The following is a 15,466-nucleotide window of genomic DNA, read 5'->3' as shown; positions in this document are numbered from 1 at the left end:
GGTCTGTGGAAGGTCAGGTGGTGCGGAAGAAGTCGCCGTACGACGGCTCCGCCGGCACGTTTTCGAGCAGGCGGTGGTGCACCATCATCTCTATCTCGGTCGGGTGCCACATCCCTTGGCGGTGCCATTCGGCGGGCTGGCTGCGCAGCTCCGAAAGGCTCTGACGGGCGGTCATGCGGGCACCGCGATGACGAGGAGCGCAACGGCGAATGACGTGACGCCAGCGATGCCGGTGATGAGAGCGGTCGCAACGAGGACGCGTTGCGAGGCACGCTCCCGAACCTCGCTGAAGGGCGAGGTGAGCGCTCCTGTGGTCTGCATGGTCGGGCCGATCTCTGGACGCTGCTCCGGGCGAGCTGCTGCAGCCCCATTTTCGGTTTGCCTAACTAAATACGTAAGCGCGCGACAAGCGGACATCGGTGGTTCGGACTCGCTGCGTGTCGGATAGCCGATCGGCTACCGGTACGGGCTGCTCGTAGGCTTGCTGGGTGATCGCGCAAGTTCTTGGTTCTGGTCGTCCGCTCGTCGCTCTCCACGGCTTCGGGGTGGACCACCGGATCATGCTGCCGCTGGCGGATGCGGTGCAGGACCTGCCTTGGCGGATGGTGTTCCTCGACCTGCCGTGGGCCGAGGCCGCTGCGGTGACCGCGACCGCGGAGAGCGCGGTCGACGTGGCCGCCGGGGTACTCGCTGAGATCGACGACCACCTCGGGGACGAGCCGTTCGCCGTCATCGGGAACTCCTTCGGCGGCATGATCGCCCGACATGTTGCTCACGAACGCCGAGACCACGTCCTCGGCGTCGCGACCCTGGCGGGTGTGGTGCATGCGGCACACGCAGACAGGGCCGTCCCCGAGCGCACCGTGCTGCACATCGAACCGTCCGTCCTCGACTCCGCCGGCGACGCGCGAGAGGCGTTCGAGGAGGTCAGCGTCATCCAGGACGAGGCCGCATTCGCGGCGTTCGAGCGGTACGTGCTTCCGGGTCTCCGTGGCGCCGACCCTGCTGTGATGGACCGCATCTCAGCCGACTACGCGCTGGACGCGGTGCCAGAGGAGCGGCACCCGGAACCGTTCACCGCTCCGGCTCTGCATGTGTTCGGTCGGCAGGACGACGTCGTCGGGTACGAGGACGGACTCGCACTCCGGGACCACTACCCGCGCGGGAGCTTCGTCGTCCTCGACGGTGCTGGACACAACGTGCACCTCGAGCTCCCCGGGATCACCGCCGCCCTGATCCGCGACTGGCTCGCGCAGATCGACCGCTAGCCGATCGGCCGTCGAGACGCCGTCGGGCGCAGTTCATCGGGCCGGGAGGGCTGCGCTCGGTAGCCCTCCCGGCTCCGGTCAGAGAGTCCGGGCGTAATCGACGGTCAGGTACGGGATGAAGCCGAGGGACTCGTAGAGGGCTCGTGCCGGGGCGTGGAACTCGTCGCCGCCCGTTCCGATGTGCACCACGGTGACCCCAAGCTCTCCGAGCCTGGTCAGCGCCACCGAGCAGAGCGCTCGCGCGACTCCGCGCCGTCGAGCATCAGGGTGAACGGCAACCATCTCGAGTCGTCCGGAGGTCGCACCGGTGGTGTTCCAGCCGACGTAGCCGAGCGGTTCGCCGTGTTCTTCCGCCAGTGTGATGAAGCGACCCTCGTCGGGAGCCAGCAGGGAAGGGACTTCCTGGCGGTAGTCGTCCTCCCAGTGCCCATGGTCGTGCGCGGTGACCTCGGCCCGTAGCTGCGCGAGGGAGCCGGCGAGGAGCGGCCGGAAGGTCTCGATCGTGAGTGCGGTGAGCGCGGGCAGGTCAAGCGGCGTGCAGTCGCGGATGTGCATGGTAGTGCTTCTTTCGTGAGCAGTCCGAAGGCTCCACGCCCGGGGTTGGGGTGGAGGAGAGCGACGGCCTGAGCCGTCCCTTCAGATGCGCGTGCGCCAGCTCGCGAAGCAGTCCATGTGACCACGGTAACCAGGGGATCTCAGCGGGGGAAGAGATGCGTCTTCACTCGCACCGGTCGCCTACCGGAACGTGTGGTTGGTCTGAGGGAATCCGCCAGCGGGAGGACTCGACGATGCGACCACTGCTTCTCTCGGGCGGCCCGGCAGTCGGTGAGACGACCTGCGCTCGGGCTCTCGCAGCCGATCAGGAGCGCGCAGCCTACATCGATGGTGACGACGTTCGTCAGCTCGTCGTCGCGTGCTTCATCGTGCACTCGGCTGTCACCCTCGACGAGGCCCGCAAGCGAGCAACAACCCGTCCGGTCTCCATCACGGATGAGGAGTTCGAGCTGTTGCACCGAATCAGTGCCACTCCGCCGCCGGTAGACCTCGTCCTCGACGTCACGGGAATGACCGTTGACGACCAGATCCAGCGTATCCGTGACGCTTGGGTGAAGGCGGAGTCGGCTGTCCGGTAGTCGATCGGTCAGCGGACCGGGCTCTAGCCGTTGTGACCAATCGCGCAGATGATGTGCGACGTGCTCTCGATTCGACCGCGATCCAGTGATGACTGCAATCTGATCGTGTCGTGGGTGCCGGACGCCGAGGCGCTGTACCTCTTCGCCGGCCCCCGCCTGCAATGGCCACTGACTCTCGACCAGCTCACGATGGACGAACAGAGTCCTGAGCGAACGGCTTGGGTGGCCGTTGACGCGGGTCCGGAACCGATCGGCCAGTTCGAACTCACCTTGCACGACGACCATGCTCACCTCGGACGGGTTCTCCTCGATCCCACCGTGCGAGGCCGCGGCTTGGCCCATGACCTGGTGCGGCTTGCCGTCGCCCGAGCACGTGCACTCGGAGCGACCTCGATCGGCCTCAACGTCGTGACCGGCAACCGTCCGGCCGTACGGACGTACGAACGCGCGGGCTTCGTCGAGGCCAATCGGCAGGATGCTGTCGGGTCTCTCGCGATGACTCTGAACCTGGCGACCCATGTCCGATAGCCGGTCCTTCAACAGGCACGTCCGAGCGGCCTGCTCTCACCGCAACTACTTTTGTCTCAGATGGCTGGTCCGGTGATGTTCTCGCTGAGGGCCCCATGTGCGAACGTCGGTGCGGCCTTCTACTGTCGCGGTCATGGGTCGTCGTCGTTCGGACCGTTGGGTACCCGGCTCGCCGTTCTCGCTTGAGGAGGATGCTCGTGGAACGGAGGTGCGTGAGCTGTCGGAGCCGTTGCCGGTGCATGCGTGGTTTCAGCTGCCCGACCGTCTGATCCGTCGGAGTGACGCCCGGGCGTACCGCCTTACCCGAGACGCAGTTTGGGTGGAAGCGGGTCGAGGCGAGACCAAGCTCGCTGCTTGGGTTTGGCGCAGTTCGGTGAAGCATCGGCGGCAGGTTGGCGCGACTTCGACCTGATGGCTTGCTCGCTGTCAGTCGGGCAGGTCGTGGCGGAGGTCGTAGCCGGTGTCGGCGAGGAACTGCAGCCGGTCCCGTACTTCTTGCAGCGATGCTGCGTCGTCGGCGTTGCGGTAGTCGGCGCGGAGGAGTGTGTTGGCGGTGAGGAAGCGGTCCGTGCGAACCCTTTCGTCGGTCCTGTTGTGGGGTGGAAGGTGCTCCCGCTGCGCGGTTGCCTAGGCAGAGAGCACCGGTCCGTGACCGGGAGCCACCGAACTCTGAAGTACGAGCGCGGCTGCTCCAATCGCTGCGGAGTCGCGCGGGTTCGCGGCAATCTCGATGCGGACGCCGTGCGCTCGGCGAGCGAACGAGGCGCGCTCCATGCGTGTTCGAACGGCTTTGGCGTAGAGCGACCCGGCGATCGCGAAGCTGGGCCCCGCTAGCACAATGCTGTCCAGGTCGAACGCATTGCTGAACGATACGACCGCGGCGGCGAGGCGATCGGCGGAGCGCCCGAGGAGTGCGCCGGCGGCCTCGTGGCCGCCGACTGCAGCACGCGCAAGCCTGTCGAAGTCCTGGCCCGTACTCTCTGCGGTGAACTCCAGATCCAGTCCGAGGAAATCGAACCTGGTGGCAGCCGCCTCGGCGAGGACGGCAGCAGGAGCCGCGTAGCGCTCGACACAGCCCGTGTTGCCGCAACTGCAGGCGACGCCTTCAGCATCAATGGACAGGTGTCCGAGTTCGGCCGCGTTCGAGCTCGCTCCGCGGTACAGGGCGCCATCGATGACGACACCCGCGCCAATCCCAGTGCCCATGTAGATAGTGGCGAACGTATCGGTTCGCGGAACGCGCCGCGTCCAGAACTCTCCGATGGCGGCGGCGGCGGCGTCGTTGTCGAGGACGACGGGCACCGGCAGGAGCTCGCCGAGCGTGGCGGCGAGCGGGAAGCCCTCCCATTGGCGGAGAGTCGGGGACCGGAACATCGTGCCGAGTGGTGGCGACAGCGGTCCCGGCACGACCACGGCCACACCTGCGATGCTGTCGATGGGAATCCCGGCCGTGTCCACGAAGACTCGGAATTGCATGGCGAGACGCTCCACGACTTGCTGTGGATCGTCCAGTGCCGCACCGTCGACGAGTTGTCGCGCGACCGTGCCGCCACCGACGCCTGCGGCGACGAAGGTCATCGCTTCGAAACCGAGTTGCACGCCGACCGCGTAGAGCGCTGTGGGGTTGATCTCGAGGAGTGTGCGAGGTTTCCCGCCCGTGGAAGGTGTCCGTCCGCTTTCGCGGATCACCCCGGAGGCGAGGAGCTGGCGGACGATGTTCGAGATGGTCGGTTGTGTGAGACCTGTTGCTTGGACGAGTTCGACTCGGCTGACGGGGCCGGCTGACCGGATGATGTCGACGATGAGCGCGCGGCTGCCGGGTCCCGATGCGATTGTCTCGGATCGTGCCATCGGTCGTCCTCTCTGCAGCTCGACTACCTGCGGTGCCGACGGGTCCGGCGATGTCACACTAGCTGTGCCGCGGACCCGTGCTGATTGGAGGACCACCAGATGCGAACCGATGAAGGCCATCTGTCCAATGGCGACCTCGGTCAGCCGATCGGGCTCACGCTCGTGCGTGCGAGTGAGATTTACGGCGCGGAGCCCTGGTTCCACGAGTTCACGGCAGGCGTCGACCAGGTTGTTCGACCGTTAGGACACTCGGTGCTCCTGCGAGTCCTCGGTTCCCGTGCTGACGAGCTTGAGTGGCTGCGCGGATGGCAGGACAAGCGAGCCGTCGCCGGTGTGGTGCTCGTCGATCTCATTGAGGACGATCCTCGCGTGCAACTGGTTGCAGATGTCGGGATGCCCGCGGTCGCCGTGTCGTCCCCGCTCGTGTCAGGCGGACTGCCGACGGTGTGGACCAACGACGATGCGGCGATGCGGACCGCCGTGCGCGCCCTCGCCGGTCTCGGGCACAGCGCACTCGGGCTGGTGGGCGGGCCGCCGGAGCTTGCTCACACGATCACCCGTGCGGCAGCGTTCACCGGCGCGTGCGCGGAGCTGCATCTGACGGCGCATTTCGCATCAGGGGACTACTCGTCCGAGTCGGGAGCCCGCGCCTTCGAAAGCTTGACAGGGGGAGACACGCCGCCTTCGGCTGTCGTGTTCGACAACGACCTGATGGCGCTTGGGGGTCTTGATGCGGCTAGACGATCTGGTCTGCGGGTCCCGGAAGACGTATCGATCGTCGCATGGGATGACTCGGCGCTGTGTCAACTCTCGGCTCCGCCTCTCGCATCGTTGAGCCACGACGTCCAGCGCATCGGGCGGCTGGTGGGCGAGACGCTGGCGTCCCTACTTCGCGGGCAGCAGCCGCCAGTCGTCGAGGCGCCGGCGATCCGCTTCGTGCAGCGCGAGAGCGTCGGGCGGCACGGGCGATGAGTCGCTGAGCGCTTCTGACCGGAGGCAGCACCGCTGCCTGCCCTCGTTCTCCTTGCTCAAAAACTTTCATCGATTACTAATCTAAGTCTTGACTTCGACAGCTGTGCCCTGCACGCTGGTGCAACCCGAAGCGCTCGAGCCAGCGACCAGCTCGTGACGGCGCCGATGAACGAAGGAGTTCGCCATGAAGAAGTCCGTGCTCGCCGCGACCGGAGGCGTCGTCGCCGCCGCTCTGGCGCTCTCAGGTTGTTCGGCTGGGTCGTCCAACGACAACGGGAAGCCATCAGGGACCATCACCGTCCTCACCAACCGCACCGATCTGGTCGACACCACGTTCAAGGACTACGCGGCGCAGTTCGAGAAGAAGTACCCGGGCACGAACGTCAAGTTCGAAGCCCTCACCGACTACGAGGGCGACGCGAAGATTCGTTTGAGCTCGAAGGACTACGGCGACGCGCTGCTGATCCCGAGCTCGACGGTGACGAAGGACAAGTACTCGTCCTACTTCGAGCCGCTCGGCAAGACCAGCGACCTGGAGAAGACCTACCGGTTTGCCGGAGACGGGTCCTACGACGGCGAGGTCTACGGCATCTCGACCTTCGGCTCCGCCATGGGCCTCGTCATCAACAAGACCGTGTGGAAGGACGCCGGGATCACGACCCCGCCGACCACGCAAGATGAATACCTCGCCGACCTGAAGGCGATCAAAGACAAGACCGACGCGGTGCCGTACTACACCAACTACAAGGACGGGTGGCCGCTCGCCGGCCTCGAGAACGCCCTCGGCACCACCCAGGGCGCTGACGCCCGCATGAAGCTCGCCGCGGATAAGAGCCCGTGGAAAGCGGGTTCTGATCAGTACAACATCGACGACATGCTCTTCAAGACCGTGTCGGAAGGGTTGAGCGAGTCGGACCCGACGACGACGAACTGGGAGGAGTCGAAGGATCTCCTTGCGCAGGGAAAGATCGGCACGATGGCGCTCGGGTCCTGGGCCGTGTCGCAGATGCAGGACGCCGCGAAGAAGGCCGGGAAGTCGGCCGATGAGATCGGCTTCTGGCCGATGCCGTGGCAGACCGACGGCAAGTTCACCTCGGTCACCACAACGGACAAGCTCCTCGCGGTGAACAAGAACTCGAAGAACAAGGCCACCGCCAAGGCATGGGTGAACTGGTTCATCAACGACTCCGGCTACGCGAAGAGCCAGGGCGCGATCAGCCCGGTGAAGGCAGACCCGGCACCCTCGACCCTCAAGGACTTTGAGCAGATCGGCGTTCAGTACGTCGAGCTGAACGCGGACCCGAAGGGTAAGGAGTCGCTGCTGACCGATATCGCCAACACCAGCGAGGTCGACATCTTTGGCAACACGTACCGGCAGAAGCTCATCGACGTCGCCCGCGGCGCCGCCTCCGGGACCGAGGAGTCGTACTTCGCCACGCTGAACAAGCAGTGGGCTGCGGCGAAGACCCAGGTGGATCAGTGACCCGTCTCGAACCGGGTGCGGCAGCGCCGGGGCAGGCCACCGGCCTCCCCGGCGCCACCGCACCCCTCATCCCAGGCAAGAAGCGTGCCTTCGGGGGATCGCGCGTCACACCGTGGCTGTTCCTCGCGATCCCGCTGGCGTTCTTGATTGTGCTCACCTACGTCCCCGTGGTGAACATGCTCTGGTACAGCGTCACCGACTGGGACGGCCTTTCCCCGGAGAAGGACTTCGTCGGTGTCAAGAACTTCGTTCAGATCTTCACTCAGCCGGCGATCTTCCAGGTCTTCTTCGTCAGCCTCTACTACCTGGTTGGTGCGATCGCGCAGCTCGTCCTCGCGCTCTACCTGGCGACGCTGCTGAGCTTCAAGACTCGGTTCTCAAACCTGTTCAAGGGCATCATCTTCTTCCCCTACCTGATCAACGGTGTCGCGATCGGCCTGGTGTTCCTGTACTTCTTTCGTCCAGGCGGCACCCTCGACGCGCTCCTGGCCGTCGTCGGCGTACAGGACACCCCGCAGTGGCTCGGCGACCCGAGCGTGGTCAACCTGTCCCTCGCCGCGTCCAGCGTGTGGCGGTACATGGGGTTGAACTTCGTGCTGTTCCTCGGCGCGATCCAGTCGGTTCCGGCCGAGCAGTACGAAGCAGCAGACCTCGACGGCGCAACGTCGTTCGACAAGTTCCGCTACATCATCGTGCCGAGCATCCGACGCATTCTCGGCCTGTCGTTCATCCTCGCGATCGCCGGTGCACTGTCCGCCTTCGAGATGCCGTACGTGATGACCGGCGGCGCCAACGGGTCCGAGACGTTCGTCATTCAGACCGTGAACACCGCGTTCAAGTTCTCCAAGGTCGGACTCGCGTCGGCGATGGCCGTCGTCCTGCTCGTCATCGTGCTGGTGATCACCGGGATACAGCGGTGGCTGTTCCCCGACGAGAAGAAGGAAGTCGCATCGTGAGCGCACCGTCCGTGACCCGTGGCCGTCTTCTCGCCCGAGCAGGGACTACCGGGAAGTACGCCAGCCTCATCATCGCGAGCCTGTGTGCGCTCATCCCGCTCATCACGATCGTGATGCTCGCGTTCAAAACGGACCGCGAGTACCGATCGACGACACCGCTGACGCCGCCGTCGAACTGGCTGAACTTCAGCAACTTCGTCACCGCGTTCACCCAGGGCGGGATGGTGCAGGGCTTCATCAACACCGGCATCATCCTGCTGGTGTCGGTCACCGGCACGATCCTGATCGGGACGATGGCGGCGTATGCCATCGACCGGTTCCGGTTTCGCGGCAGGAAGCTCGTCTTCGGCGGGTTCCTCCTGGCGACTCTCGTGCCGTCCGTCACGACACAGGTCGCGACGTTCCAGGTCATCAACGCACTCGAGCTGTTCAACACCCGAGGCGCCGCGATTGTGCTGTTCATGGGCACTGACATCGTCGCGATCTACATCTTCCTGCAGTTCATGCAGTCGATCCCGGTCTCCCTCGACGAGGCAGCCATGCTCGACGGTGCCAACCGGTTCACCGTGTACTGGCGGATCATCCTGCCGCTGCTGCGGCCGGCGATCGCGACCGTGATCATCATCAAGGGCATCGCCGTCTACAACGAGTTCTACATCCCCTTCCTCTACATGCCGTCGCAGGACCTCGGCGTCATCTCGACGTCGCTCTTCCGGTTCATGGGGCCGTTCGGCGCCCAATGGGAAGTCATCGCCGCCGGCACGCTGCTGGTCATCATCCCCACGCTGATCGTCTTCCTCTTCCTCCAGCGACACATCTACAACGGCCTCACGGCAGGAGCAACCAAGTGAGCACCACCGCCCCCACCACCACCACCGAGACCCGGCGCACCCTCCACGACGGATGGACGCTCCGGGCCACTAGCGGTGACACCCCGGTCGACGTTGCGCTGCGATCCATCCCCGCAACCGTGCCCGGCCTCGTGCACACCGACCTGCTTGCCGCCGGGCTCATCCCCGACCCGTACCTGGACCGCAACGAGCAGAAGGTCACCTGGATCGGTGAGACGGATTGGGAGTACCGCACCACCTTCACGTGGGAGCCCGACGGGCACGACCACCACGACCTTGTCTTCGAGGGCCTCGACACCGTCGCCACGATCACCCTGAACGGCCGCGAGCTTGCCCGCACCTTCAACCAGCACCGCACCTACCGACTGGCAGCGGACGACGTCCTTGTCGCCGGCACCAACGAACTCGTCGTGCACTTCGCCTCCCCGGTCGCGTACGCCGACCAGGCGAGTCTCGACATCGGCTACCGGCCCCACACCTACTTCCACCCGTTCAACGCGATCCGGAAGGCCGCCTGCAACTTCGGTTGGGACTGGGGTCTCGATGCTGCATCCTCCGGCATCTTCAAGCCCGTGACGTTGCACGCCTGGTCAGGCGCCCGCATCGAGTCCGTCCGGCCCACCGTCACCACGGACGGAACCGCCGGCCACGTCGAGGTGGCGCTCGCGCTGCAGCACGCCGAGAACGCGGCTCCCGTGACCGCGACGGCCACCCTCACCGCCCCTGACGGCGCAGAACACACCGTCGACGCCGTTATCGACGGCGCCACCGGCACACTCATCCTTGATGTCGACGAGGTCGAGCTCTGGTGGCCGCGGGGCTACGGCGACGCCGTCCTCTACGGCCTGTCCGTGACCATCGCCGACGAGAGCGGCGTCCTCGCCACCTGGCGGAAGCGGATCGGCTTCCGGACCGCCGTCGTGGAGCTCCTGCCCGACAGCGACGGCACGAGCTTCCGCGTCGTCGTCAACGACGAGCCCGTATGGGTGCGGGGCGCGAACTGGATCCCTGACGACGCGTTCGTGACCCGTGTCACGCGAGACCGGGTCGCAGCACGCCTGGACCAGGCGGAGTTCGCGAACATGAACCTGTTGCGCGTCTGGGGCGGCGGGTACTACGAGTCGGACGACTTCTACGACCTCTGCGACGAGCGCGGCATCCTCACCTGGCAGGACTTCCTGTTCGCCTGCGCCTCCTACGCCGAGGAAGAGCCGCTGCGCGGCGAGGTCGAGGCCGAGGTGCGCGACAACGTCACCCGGATCATGTCCCACCCGAGCCTCGTGCTCTGGAACGGCAACAACGAGAACATCTGGGGCTTCGAGGAATGGGGCTGGGAGAAGCGCGTCCAGGGCCGCACCTGGGGCCTGGGGTACTACCTTGACCTGCTGCCGCGCTTGGTCGCCGAACTCGACCCGCAACGCTCCTACACGCCGGCGAGCCCCTGGTCCGGCGACGTCGACCGGCCGGCGAACGAGATCGACCACGGCTCGGTGCACCTCTGGGAGTTGTGGAACCGGGTCGACTACCCGCACTACCGCGACACCGTCCCGCGCTTTGTCGCGGAGTTCGGCTGGCAGGGCCCAGCGACCTGGTCCACGATCAACCAGTCGATTTCGGACTCGCCGCTCACCCCGGAATCGCCCGGCATGATTTGGCACCAGAAGGCGCAGGACGGCAACGACAAGCTCACAGACGGGCTCGTGGCGCACCTGCCGCTGCCGGACCACACCGAGGACTGGCACTGGGCGATGTCGCTGAACCAGGCCAACGCGGTGGCGTTCGCGATCGAGCACTGGCGGTCCTGGTCCCCGAAGAACATGGGCTCGATCGTCTGGCAGCTCAACGACTGCTGGCCCGTCACATCCTGGGCCGCAGTCGACGGGTACGGCCGCGCGAAGCCGCTGCTCTACGCCCTCAAGCACGTCTACGCCGACCGCCTCATCACCATCCAGCCGCGCGGCGGCGACCTCGTGACAGCGGTCGTGAACGACTCGTCGGCAGCATGGGACGGCGACGTCGTCCTCCGCCGTCTCAGCTACGACGGCACCGAGCTCGCAGCCACGACGATCACAGTGTCGCTCGCTCCCCGCAGCACCCAGACGGTCGCTGTGCCGGCGGACCTCGCAGCGTTCACTGACCCGGCGAGCGAGGTGCTCGTCGCGATGCTCGGCGACGAGCGAGGCTTCTGGTTCCCGGTGGAGCAGCGCGATTCGGCGTTGCCTGCTGCGGACTTCCGGACGGAGGTATCCGCGACCGACGGCGGGTACGACGTTGCAGTGACCGCAACGTCGCTCGTCCGCGATCTCGCGCTTCTGGTCGACAAGGTCGATGTGGACGCAACGGTCGACGACATGATGGTGACGCTTCTGCCGGGCGAGACGGTCACGTTCCACGTGACGACGGCGAAGACGCTCGCGCCGGAGGAGCTCACCTCGAGCAGTGTCCTCCGCACGTCGAACCAGCTCGTCACCGACTGGTCGTAGCCGTGACGTCGCTCGCACTCGCTGTCGATCTCGGCGGCACCAAGATCGAGACTGCGCTCGTCGACGCGAGCGGCGCCATCATCGCCGGAAGCCGTCATCGTGCCCCGACTGGTCGCGCTGCACGGCGTGAGGACCTCGCCGCAACGGTGTCCCAGACGGTCCGGCAGACACTCGCAGCGGTCCCTGCCGACTCGACGCTCGCCGGTGCGGGCATTGGGTCGGCAGGGCCGATCACACTCGACACCGGGCAGATCAGCCCGAAGAACCTGCCCGCGTTGGTGGACTTCGACCTCCGCGGGGCGGTCGCACGTGAACTGGGGGGCCTGCCAGTTCAGCTGCGACTGGACGGCACGTGCATCGCCCTCGCCGAGCACTGGTGCGGCGCCGCAGTCGGCGTCGAGAACTCGATGTCGATGGTCGTCTCCACCGGCGTCGGCGGCGGGCTGATCCTCGGCGGGACACTCGTGTCCGGCCGCAGCGGCAACGCCGGCCACATCGGCCAGATCCACGTCGCCGGCTTCGGCGGCGATACAGCCGATGCCGACTCCACCACCCTCGAGGCAGTCGCTTCGGGAACCAGCGCCGTCGCCTGGGCGCAGCAGCAGGGATGGTCGGGGACCTCGGGGGAGGACCTCGCTGCGTCCTGCGCGGCCGGCGACACGGTCGCCTGGCGGGCGGTGCGCCGCTCCGCGGACGCTGTCGGCCAGGCGATCGCGAGCACGACGACGCTGCTTGACCTCGACGTCGTCGCGATCGGCGGCGGCTTCGCCTCCGTGGTACCCGACTACGTCGACCTCGTCCGTGCCGCAGCCCGGCGCGCGACGGTCTTCACCTACGCCACCGCGGTGCAGATCCGCCTCGCGCTCCTGGGATCAACTGCACCGCTCCTTGGCGCTGCAGCCCTCATCCACCGCCCCGACATGACCAGCCCCACCCGACCGCGAACCGATCACCTCGTCAGCACCCGCTGAACCCCGGACGGCCACTGCCGCCGCCCGAACCGTAGCCCAGCCGAAGGAGTCTGAGCACCGATGCAGCGCACCACGAACCCCGTCTCACGCCCAACGTCCCGCCTGGCGCACCACCCGCAAGTCCGTGTAGTCCGACTAGGTGCAGCGATCCTCACGGCTGTCCTTTTCGGAACGATGCTCCCGCTCACCACTCATATGCCGGCCAGCGCCGTACCAAGCGAGTGGACGAACCAGAACACCGGCTTCGTCACGCGCGACGCCACGCATCTCCAGGTCGACGGACAGCGGTTCCGCGCGAGCGGCGCGAACATCTACTGGCTCGGCCTCGACGAGAACGTCGGCGGTGTCGACTACCCGACGTACTTCCGCATCAAAGACACCCTCGACGCCGCACACCGCGCCGGCATCACCGTGGTTCGCTCCCACATGGGAACCTCAACCAGCCAGGACAACGCGAACACGCTCGCGCTGATGCCATCCCTCGGCGAATACAACGACCAGGCATTCGCCACCATGGACTTCGCCGTCGCATACGCCGGCACGCTCGGCATCCGACTGATCCTGCCCCTCACCGACGAATGGGAGTACTACCACGGCGGACACCGCGACTTCACCGCACCGCTCGGCCTGCAACCCGACGACTTCTACACGGACTCCCGCGCCATCGGCGCATACCAGGACTACGTCGACCACGTCATCGGCCACACCAACACCCTCACCGGCGTGCCGTACTCGCAGGACCCGACCATCATGGCGTGGGAACTCGGCAACGAGCTCGAGGGGATGACACTGCCCTGGATCAACGAACAAGTCGCCCACGTCAAGCACGAAGCCCCCTCGCAGCTCGTCGCAGCAGGACGTCGATTCGACATAGACCCGGACACCCTCGCAGCAGCGAACCTCGACATAGTCGACGTGCACTACTACCCCCCGACCGCAGCCAAGATCTCCGCAGACGCCAAGACCGTCACCGCCGCCGGGAAGGTCTACATCGCCGGCGAATACGCCTCCACGGCCGCAACCGATGACCTACTGAACGCCGCCGCAGCCGACTCGAACGTCACGGGCATGTTCGTTTGGTCGCTGTTCGGCCACGACGACCGCAGCGGCCTCGTCGCCCACGACGACGGATTCACCCTCCACATCCCCGGCGGGACCGCTCTGGAGCAGACGCGTGCAGACGCGGTCGAACAGTACGCGCGCAGCATCGGCGTCACGATCCCGACCACGCCACTCGACGCGCCACTGATCACAGCCATCACCCGTACCAACGGCGTCTCAACCGTCACCTGGCGCGGCACTGCAGGAGCCACTGACTACGTCGTAGAGCGACAGATCCCCGGGAAAGCTTGGACCGCCGTTCATGACGGCACCCTCGGAGCATCCGCCGGCACCGTGACTGACTTCACATCTCCTGCCGGCGCCTCGTACCGCGTCCGAGCGATCAACGCATCAGGCGCTGCGCCGGCAACCAGCGACGTGGTCACGCCCGCCGGCGGCGACGTCCTGGTGGACCCGCTGCAGGACTGGCGTCTCACATCGAGCCCCACCGACACCGCGGTGCAAGCCGACCCCGAGGGCGGCTTCGTCACCGCTGTAGGCGGTGGCTCCGGCATCGTGACCTGGAAGCAAAACGGACTCACCCGTGCTGCATTCCAGACGGACGACACAGCAGCCCTTCGAGTCGAGACAAGTACGGACGGTTCCACCTGGGCCGCCGCCGACACGACCATCGGCGCCGACGGCACGGTGACCGCCGACAGCCTCACCGGCGATTACGTGCGTGTCGTCGTGACGGGAACTGCGCACCTCACGCGAGCAACGCTCCGCTCAGCAGTGAATGACCCAACAACCGAGCCCGGGGCGTTCTCCTTGCAGTCTCCGACTGTCGGCACACATGACGTCACCGCAGTACCCACCTTCTCCTGGACGCCCGCCGCTGACGCCGCCTACTACCGGTTCAGCATCACCGACGAGGACGGGACGACCATCGCGGACACCGATGGACTCACCGCCACAACCATCCGTCCCGACGTGGACCTGCAGCCTGGCGTGACCTACCGCTGGTCCGTCACCGCAGTCAATGGCGTCGGCAGCACCTCGTCGACACCCGCCAGCGCCTCGTTCAGCACTCGTGCCCTGCCTACGCAGCCGCTCGTCGTTGAAGACTTCGAGGAGTACGCCGACGACGCCGAGCTCAATGCCACCTACGTTCGGAACACCGGCGGCGGGTCCATCACCGCGGCGCTCACACGGAACCCCGACACCGGATCTCAGGCAGGTCGCTTCTTCTACGACCTCGCCGGCCCTGGATACGCCGGCGTCGTGCGAACGCTGACCACGCCGCAGGACTGGTGGGGGTACGCCGGGCTCGAGCTGTCACTCCAAACCGCCGCAGGCGACGACGTCACTCTGCAGATCGTCGCTGGAGGCTCGTACTTCGAGACGACGGTCCCGGTGGACGGGAACGGGTGGCAGCATGTCAGCGTGCCGTTCGACCGGTTCAAGCCGCCGGCGTGGGCGGGAGACGCCACCCTCGACCCGTCGAAGGTGACGCAGCTCGCGTTCTATCTCGGCGGCGACGGCGCCGGGGAGCTCACCATCGACGACGTGACGACCACCGTCGCTCCCGCAGCCACAGACCCGGGCGAACCCGGATCACCGATACCGCCCTCCCCGTCTGGCGCTGGCACTCCGACGACGCCGAACGGCTCCGACGGAGAGGCATCTCCATCGAAGACGGGGTCGAGTGCGAGTGGCGACGTCGGGAACGATGAGGACGCTCGGGGGGTGCTGGCGTTCACGGGCGCACCTCTCGGCGAGGCGCTCATTCTTGCTGCCACGGGAGCAGTGCTGCTCGGGACAGTGACCCTCCTGAGCGCACGACGTCGTCGCTCGCGGATGGCTACTGGACGAACCGGCCACCGGTGAGCATCGCGTCTCCGTGAGTCCAGGTACGCCGACGACCGA

The 15,466-nt window shown here is 66.5% G+C and carries 14 protein-coding genes; 10 read left to right on the top strand and 4 right to left on the bottom strand.

Annotated elements, in window-relative coordinates; translation table 11 throughout:
* Positions 1-13: 13 nt before the first annotated feature.
* Both M3677_RS11275 and M3677_RS11270 read right to left on the bottom strand, forming a co-directional pair.
* A complete protein-coding gene (locus M3677_RS11275) occupies positions 14-175 on the bottom strand; it encodes a hypothetical protein (protein ID WP_251160584.1) in 162 nt (53 codons plus the stop codon).
* Complete coding sequence (locus tag M3677_RS11270) at positions 172-321, bottom strand: hypothetical protein (RefSeq protein ID WP_251160583.1); 150 nt, start codon at positions 319-321, stop codon at positions 172-174. The genes M3677_RS11275 and M3677_RS11270 overlap by 4 nt, the downstream gene beginning before the upstream one ends.
* A gap of 167 nt (positions 322-488) precedes the next feature.
* On the opposite strand from M3677_RS11270, the gene M3677_RS11265 reads away from it, so the two are divergent.
* Positions 489-1,268, top strand: a complete 780-nt coding sequence (locus M3677_RS11265; RefSeq protein ID WP_271826781.1) for an alpha/beta fold hydrolase — start codon at positions 489-491, stop codon at positions 1,266-1,268.
* Positions 1,269-1,346: 78 nt separating this feature from the next.
* Here M3677_RS11265 and M3677_RS11260 read toward each other — a convergent pair whose 3' ends face one another.
* Positions 1,347-1,823, bottom strand: coding sequence for a GNAT family N-acetyltransferase (locus tag M3677_RS11260; RefSeq protein ID WP_251160581.1), 477 nt, complete (start codon positions 1,821-1,823; stop codon positions 1,347-1,349).
* 233 nt (positions 1,824-2,056) lie between these two features.
* On the opposite strand from M3677_RS11260, the gene M3677_RS11255 reads away from it, so the two are divergent.
* Both M3677_RS11255 and M3677_RS11250 read left to right on the top strand, forming a co-directional pair.
* A complete protein-coding gene (locus tag M3677_RS11255) occupies positions 2,057-2,401 on the top strand; it encodes a hypothetical protein (RefSeq protein WP_251160580.1) in 345 nt (114 codons plus the stop codon).
* Between the two features lie 60 nt (positions 2,402-2,461).
* Positions 2,462-2,929, top strand: a complete 468-nt coding sequence (locus M3677_RS11250) for an N-acetyltransferase (protein WP_251160579.1) — start codon at positions 2,462-2,464, stop codon at positions 2,927-2,929.
* A gap of 627 nt (positions 2,930-3,556) precedes the next feature.
* Here the strand turns inward: M3677_RS11250 and M3677_RS11245 are convergent.
* Positions 3,557-4,780 carry an ROK family transcriptional regulator gene (locus M3677_RS11245; RefSeq protein ID WP_251160578.1) on the bottom strand — a complete coding sequence of 408 codons (1,224 nt, stop codon included), beginning with the start codon at positions 4,778-4,780 and terminating at the stop codon, positions 3,557-3,559.
* Positions 4,781-4,879: 99 nt separating this feature from the next.
* Between M3677_RS11245 and M3677_RS11240 the strand changes: the two genes are divergently transcribed.
* The 7 genes from M3677_RS11240 (at position 4,880) to M3677_RS11210 (ending at position 15,427) form a co-directional block, all read left to right on the top strand.
* The gene (locus tag M3677_RS11240; protein WP_251160577.1) at positions 4,880-5,752 is read left to right on the top strand and encodes a LacI family DNA-binding transcriptional regulator; all 873 of its coding nucleotides are present in this window, start codon (positions 4,880-4,882) and stop codon (positions 5,750-5,752) included.
* A 184-nt stretch (positions 5,753-5,936) separates the two neighbouring features.
* The gene (locus M3677_RS11235; RefSeq protein ID WP_251160576.1) at positions 5,937-7,235 is read left to right on the top strand and encodes an ABC transporter substrate-binding protein; all 1,299 of its coding nucleotides are present in this window, start codon (positions 5,937-5,939) and stop codon (positions 7,233-7,235) included.
* Between the two features lie 68 nt (positions 7,236-7,303).
* Entirely contained in the window at positions 7,304-8,191 is an 888-nt protein-coding gene (locus M3677_RS11230) for a carbohydrate ABC transporter permease (protein WP_251160630.1), read from the top strand.
* Positions 8,188-9,042, top strand: a complete 855-nt coding sequence (locus tag M3677_RS11225; protein ID WP_251160575.1) for a carbohydrate ABC transporter permease — start codon at positions 8,188-8,190, stop codon at positions 9,040-9,042. The genes M3677_RS11230 and M3677_RS11225 overlap by 4 nt, the downstream gene beginning before the upstream one ends.
* Complete coding sequence (locus M3677_RS11220; RefSeq protein ID WP_251160574.1) at positions 9,039-11,525, top strand: glycoside hydrolase family 2 protein; 2,487 nt, start codon at positions 9,039-9,041, stop codon at positions 11,523-11,525. Before M3677_RS11225 ends, M3677_RS11220 begins: the two co-directional genes overlap by 4 nt.
* 2 nt (positions 11,526-11,527) lie before the next feature.
* Positions 11,528-12,496 (top strand): ROK family protein, encoded by a 969-nt coding sequence (locus tag M3677_RS11215; RefSeq protein WP_251160573.1) that lies wholly within the window; start codon positions 11,528-11,530, stop codon positions 12,494-12,496.
* Between the two features lie 174 nt (positions 12,497-12,670).
* The gene (locus M3677_RS11210) at positions 12,671-15,427 is read left to right on the top strand and encodes a CIA30 family protein (protein WP_251160572.1); all 2,757 of its coding nucleotides are present in this window, start codon (positions 12,671-12,673) and stop codon (positions 15,425-15,427) included.
* Positions 15,428-15,466: the final 39 nt, after the last annotated feature.

This window comes from Curtobacterium sp. P97 (assembly GCF_023712445.1).
GTDB lineage: Bacteria > Actinomycetota > Actinomycetes > Actinomycetales > Microbacteriaceae > Curtobacterium.
The sequence above is the reverse complement of the archived record's forward strand: the minus strand, read 5'-3'. Positions and strand labels throughout refer to the sequence as shown.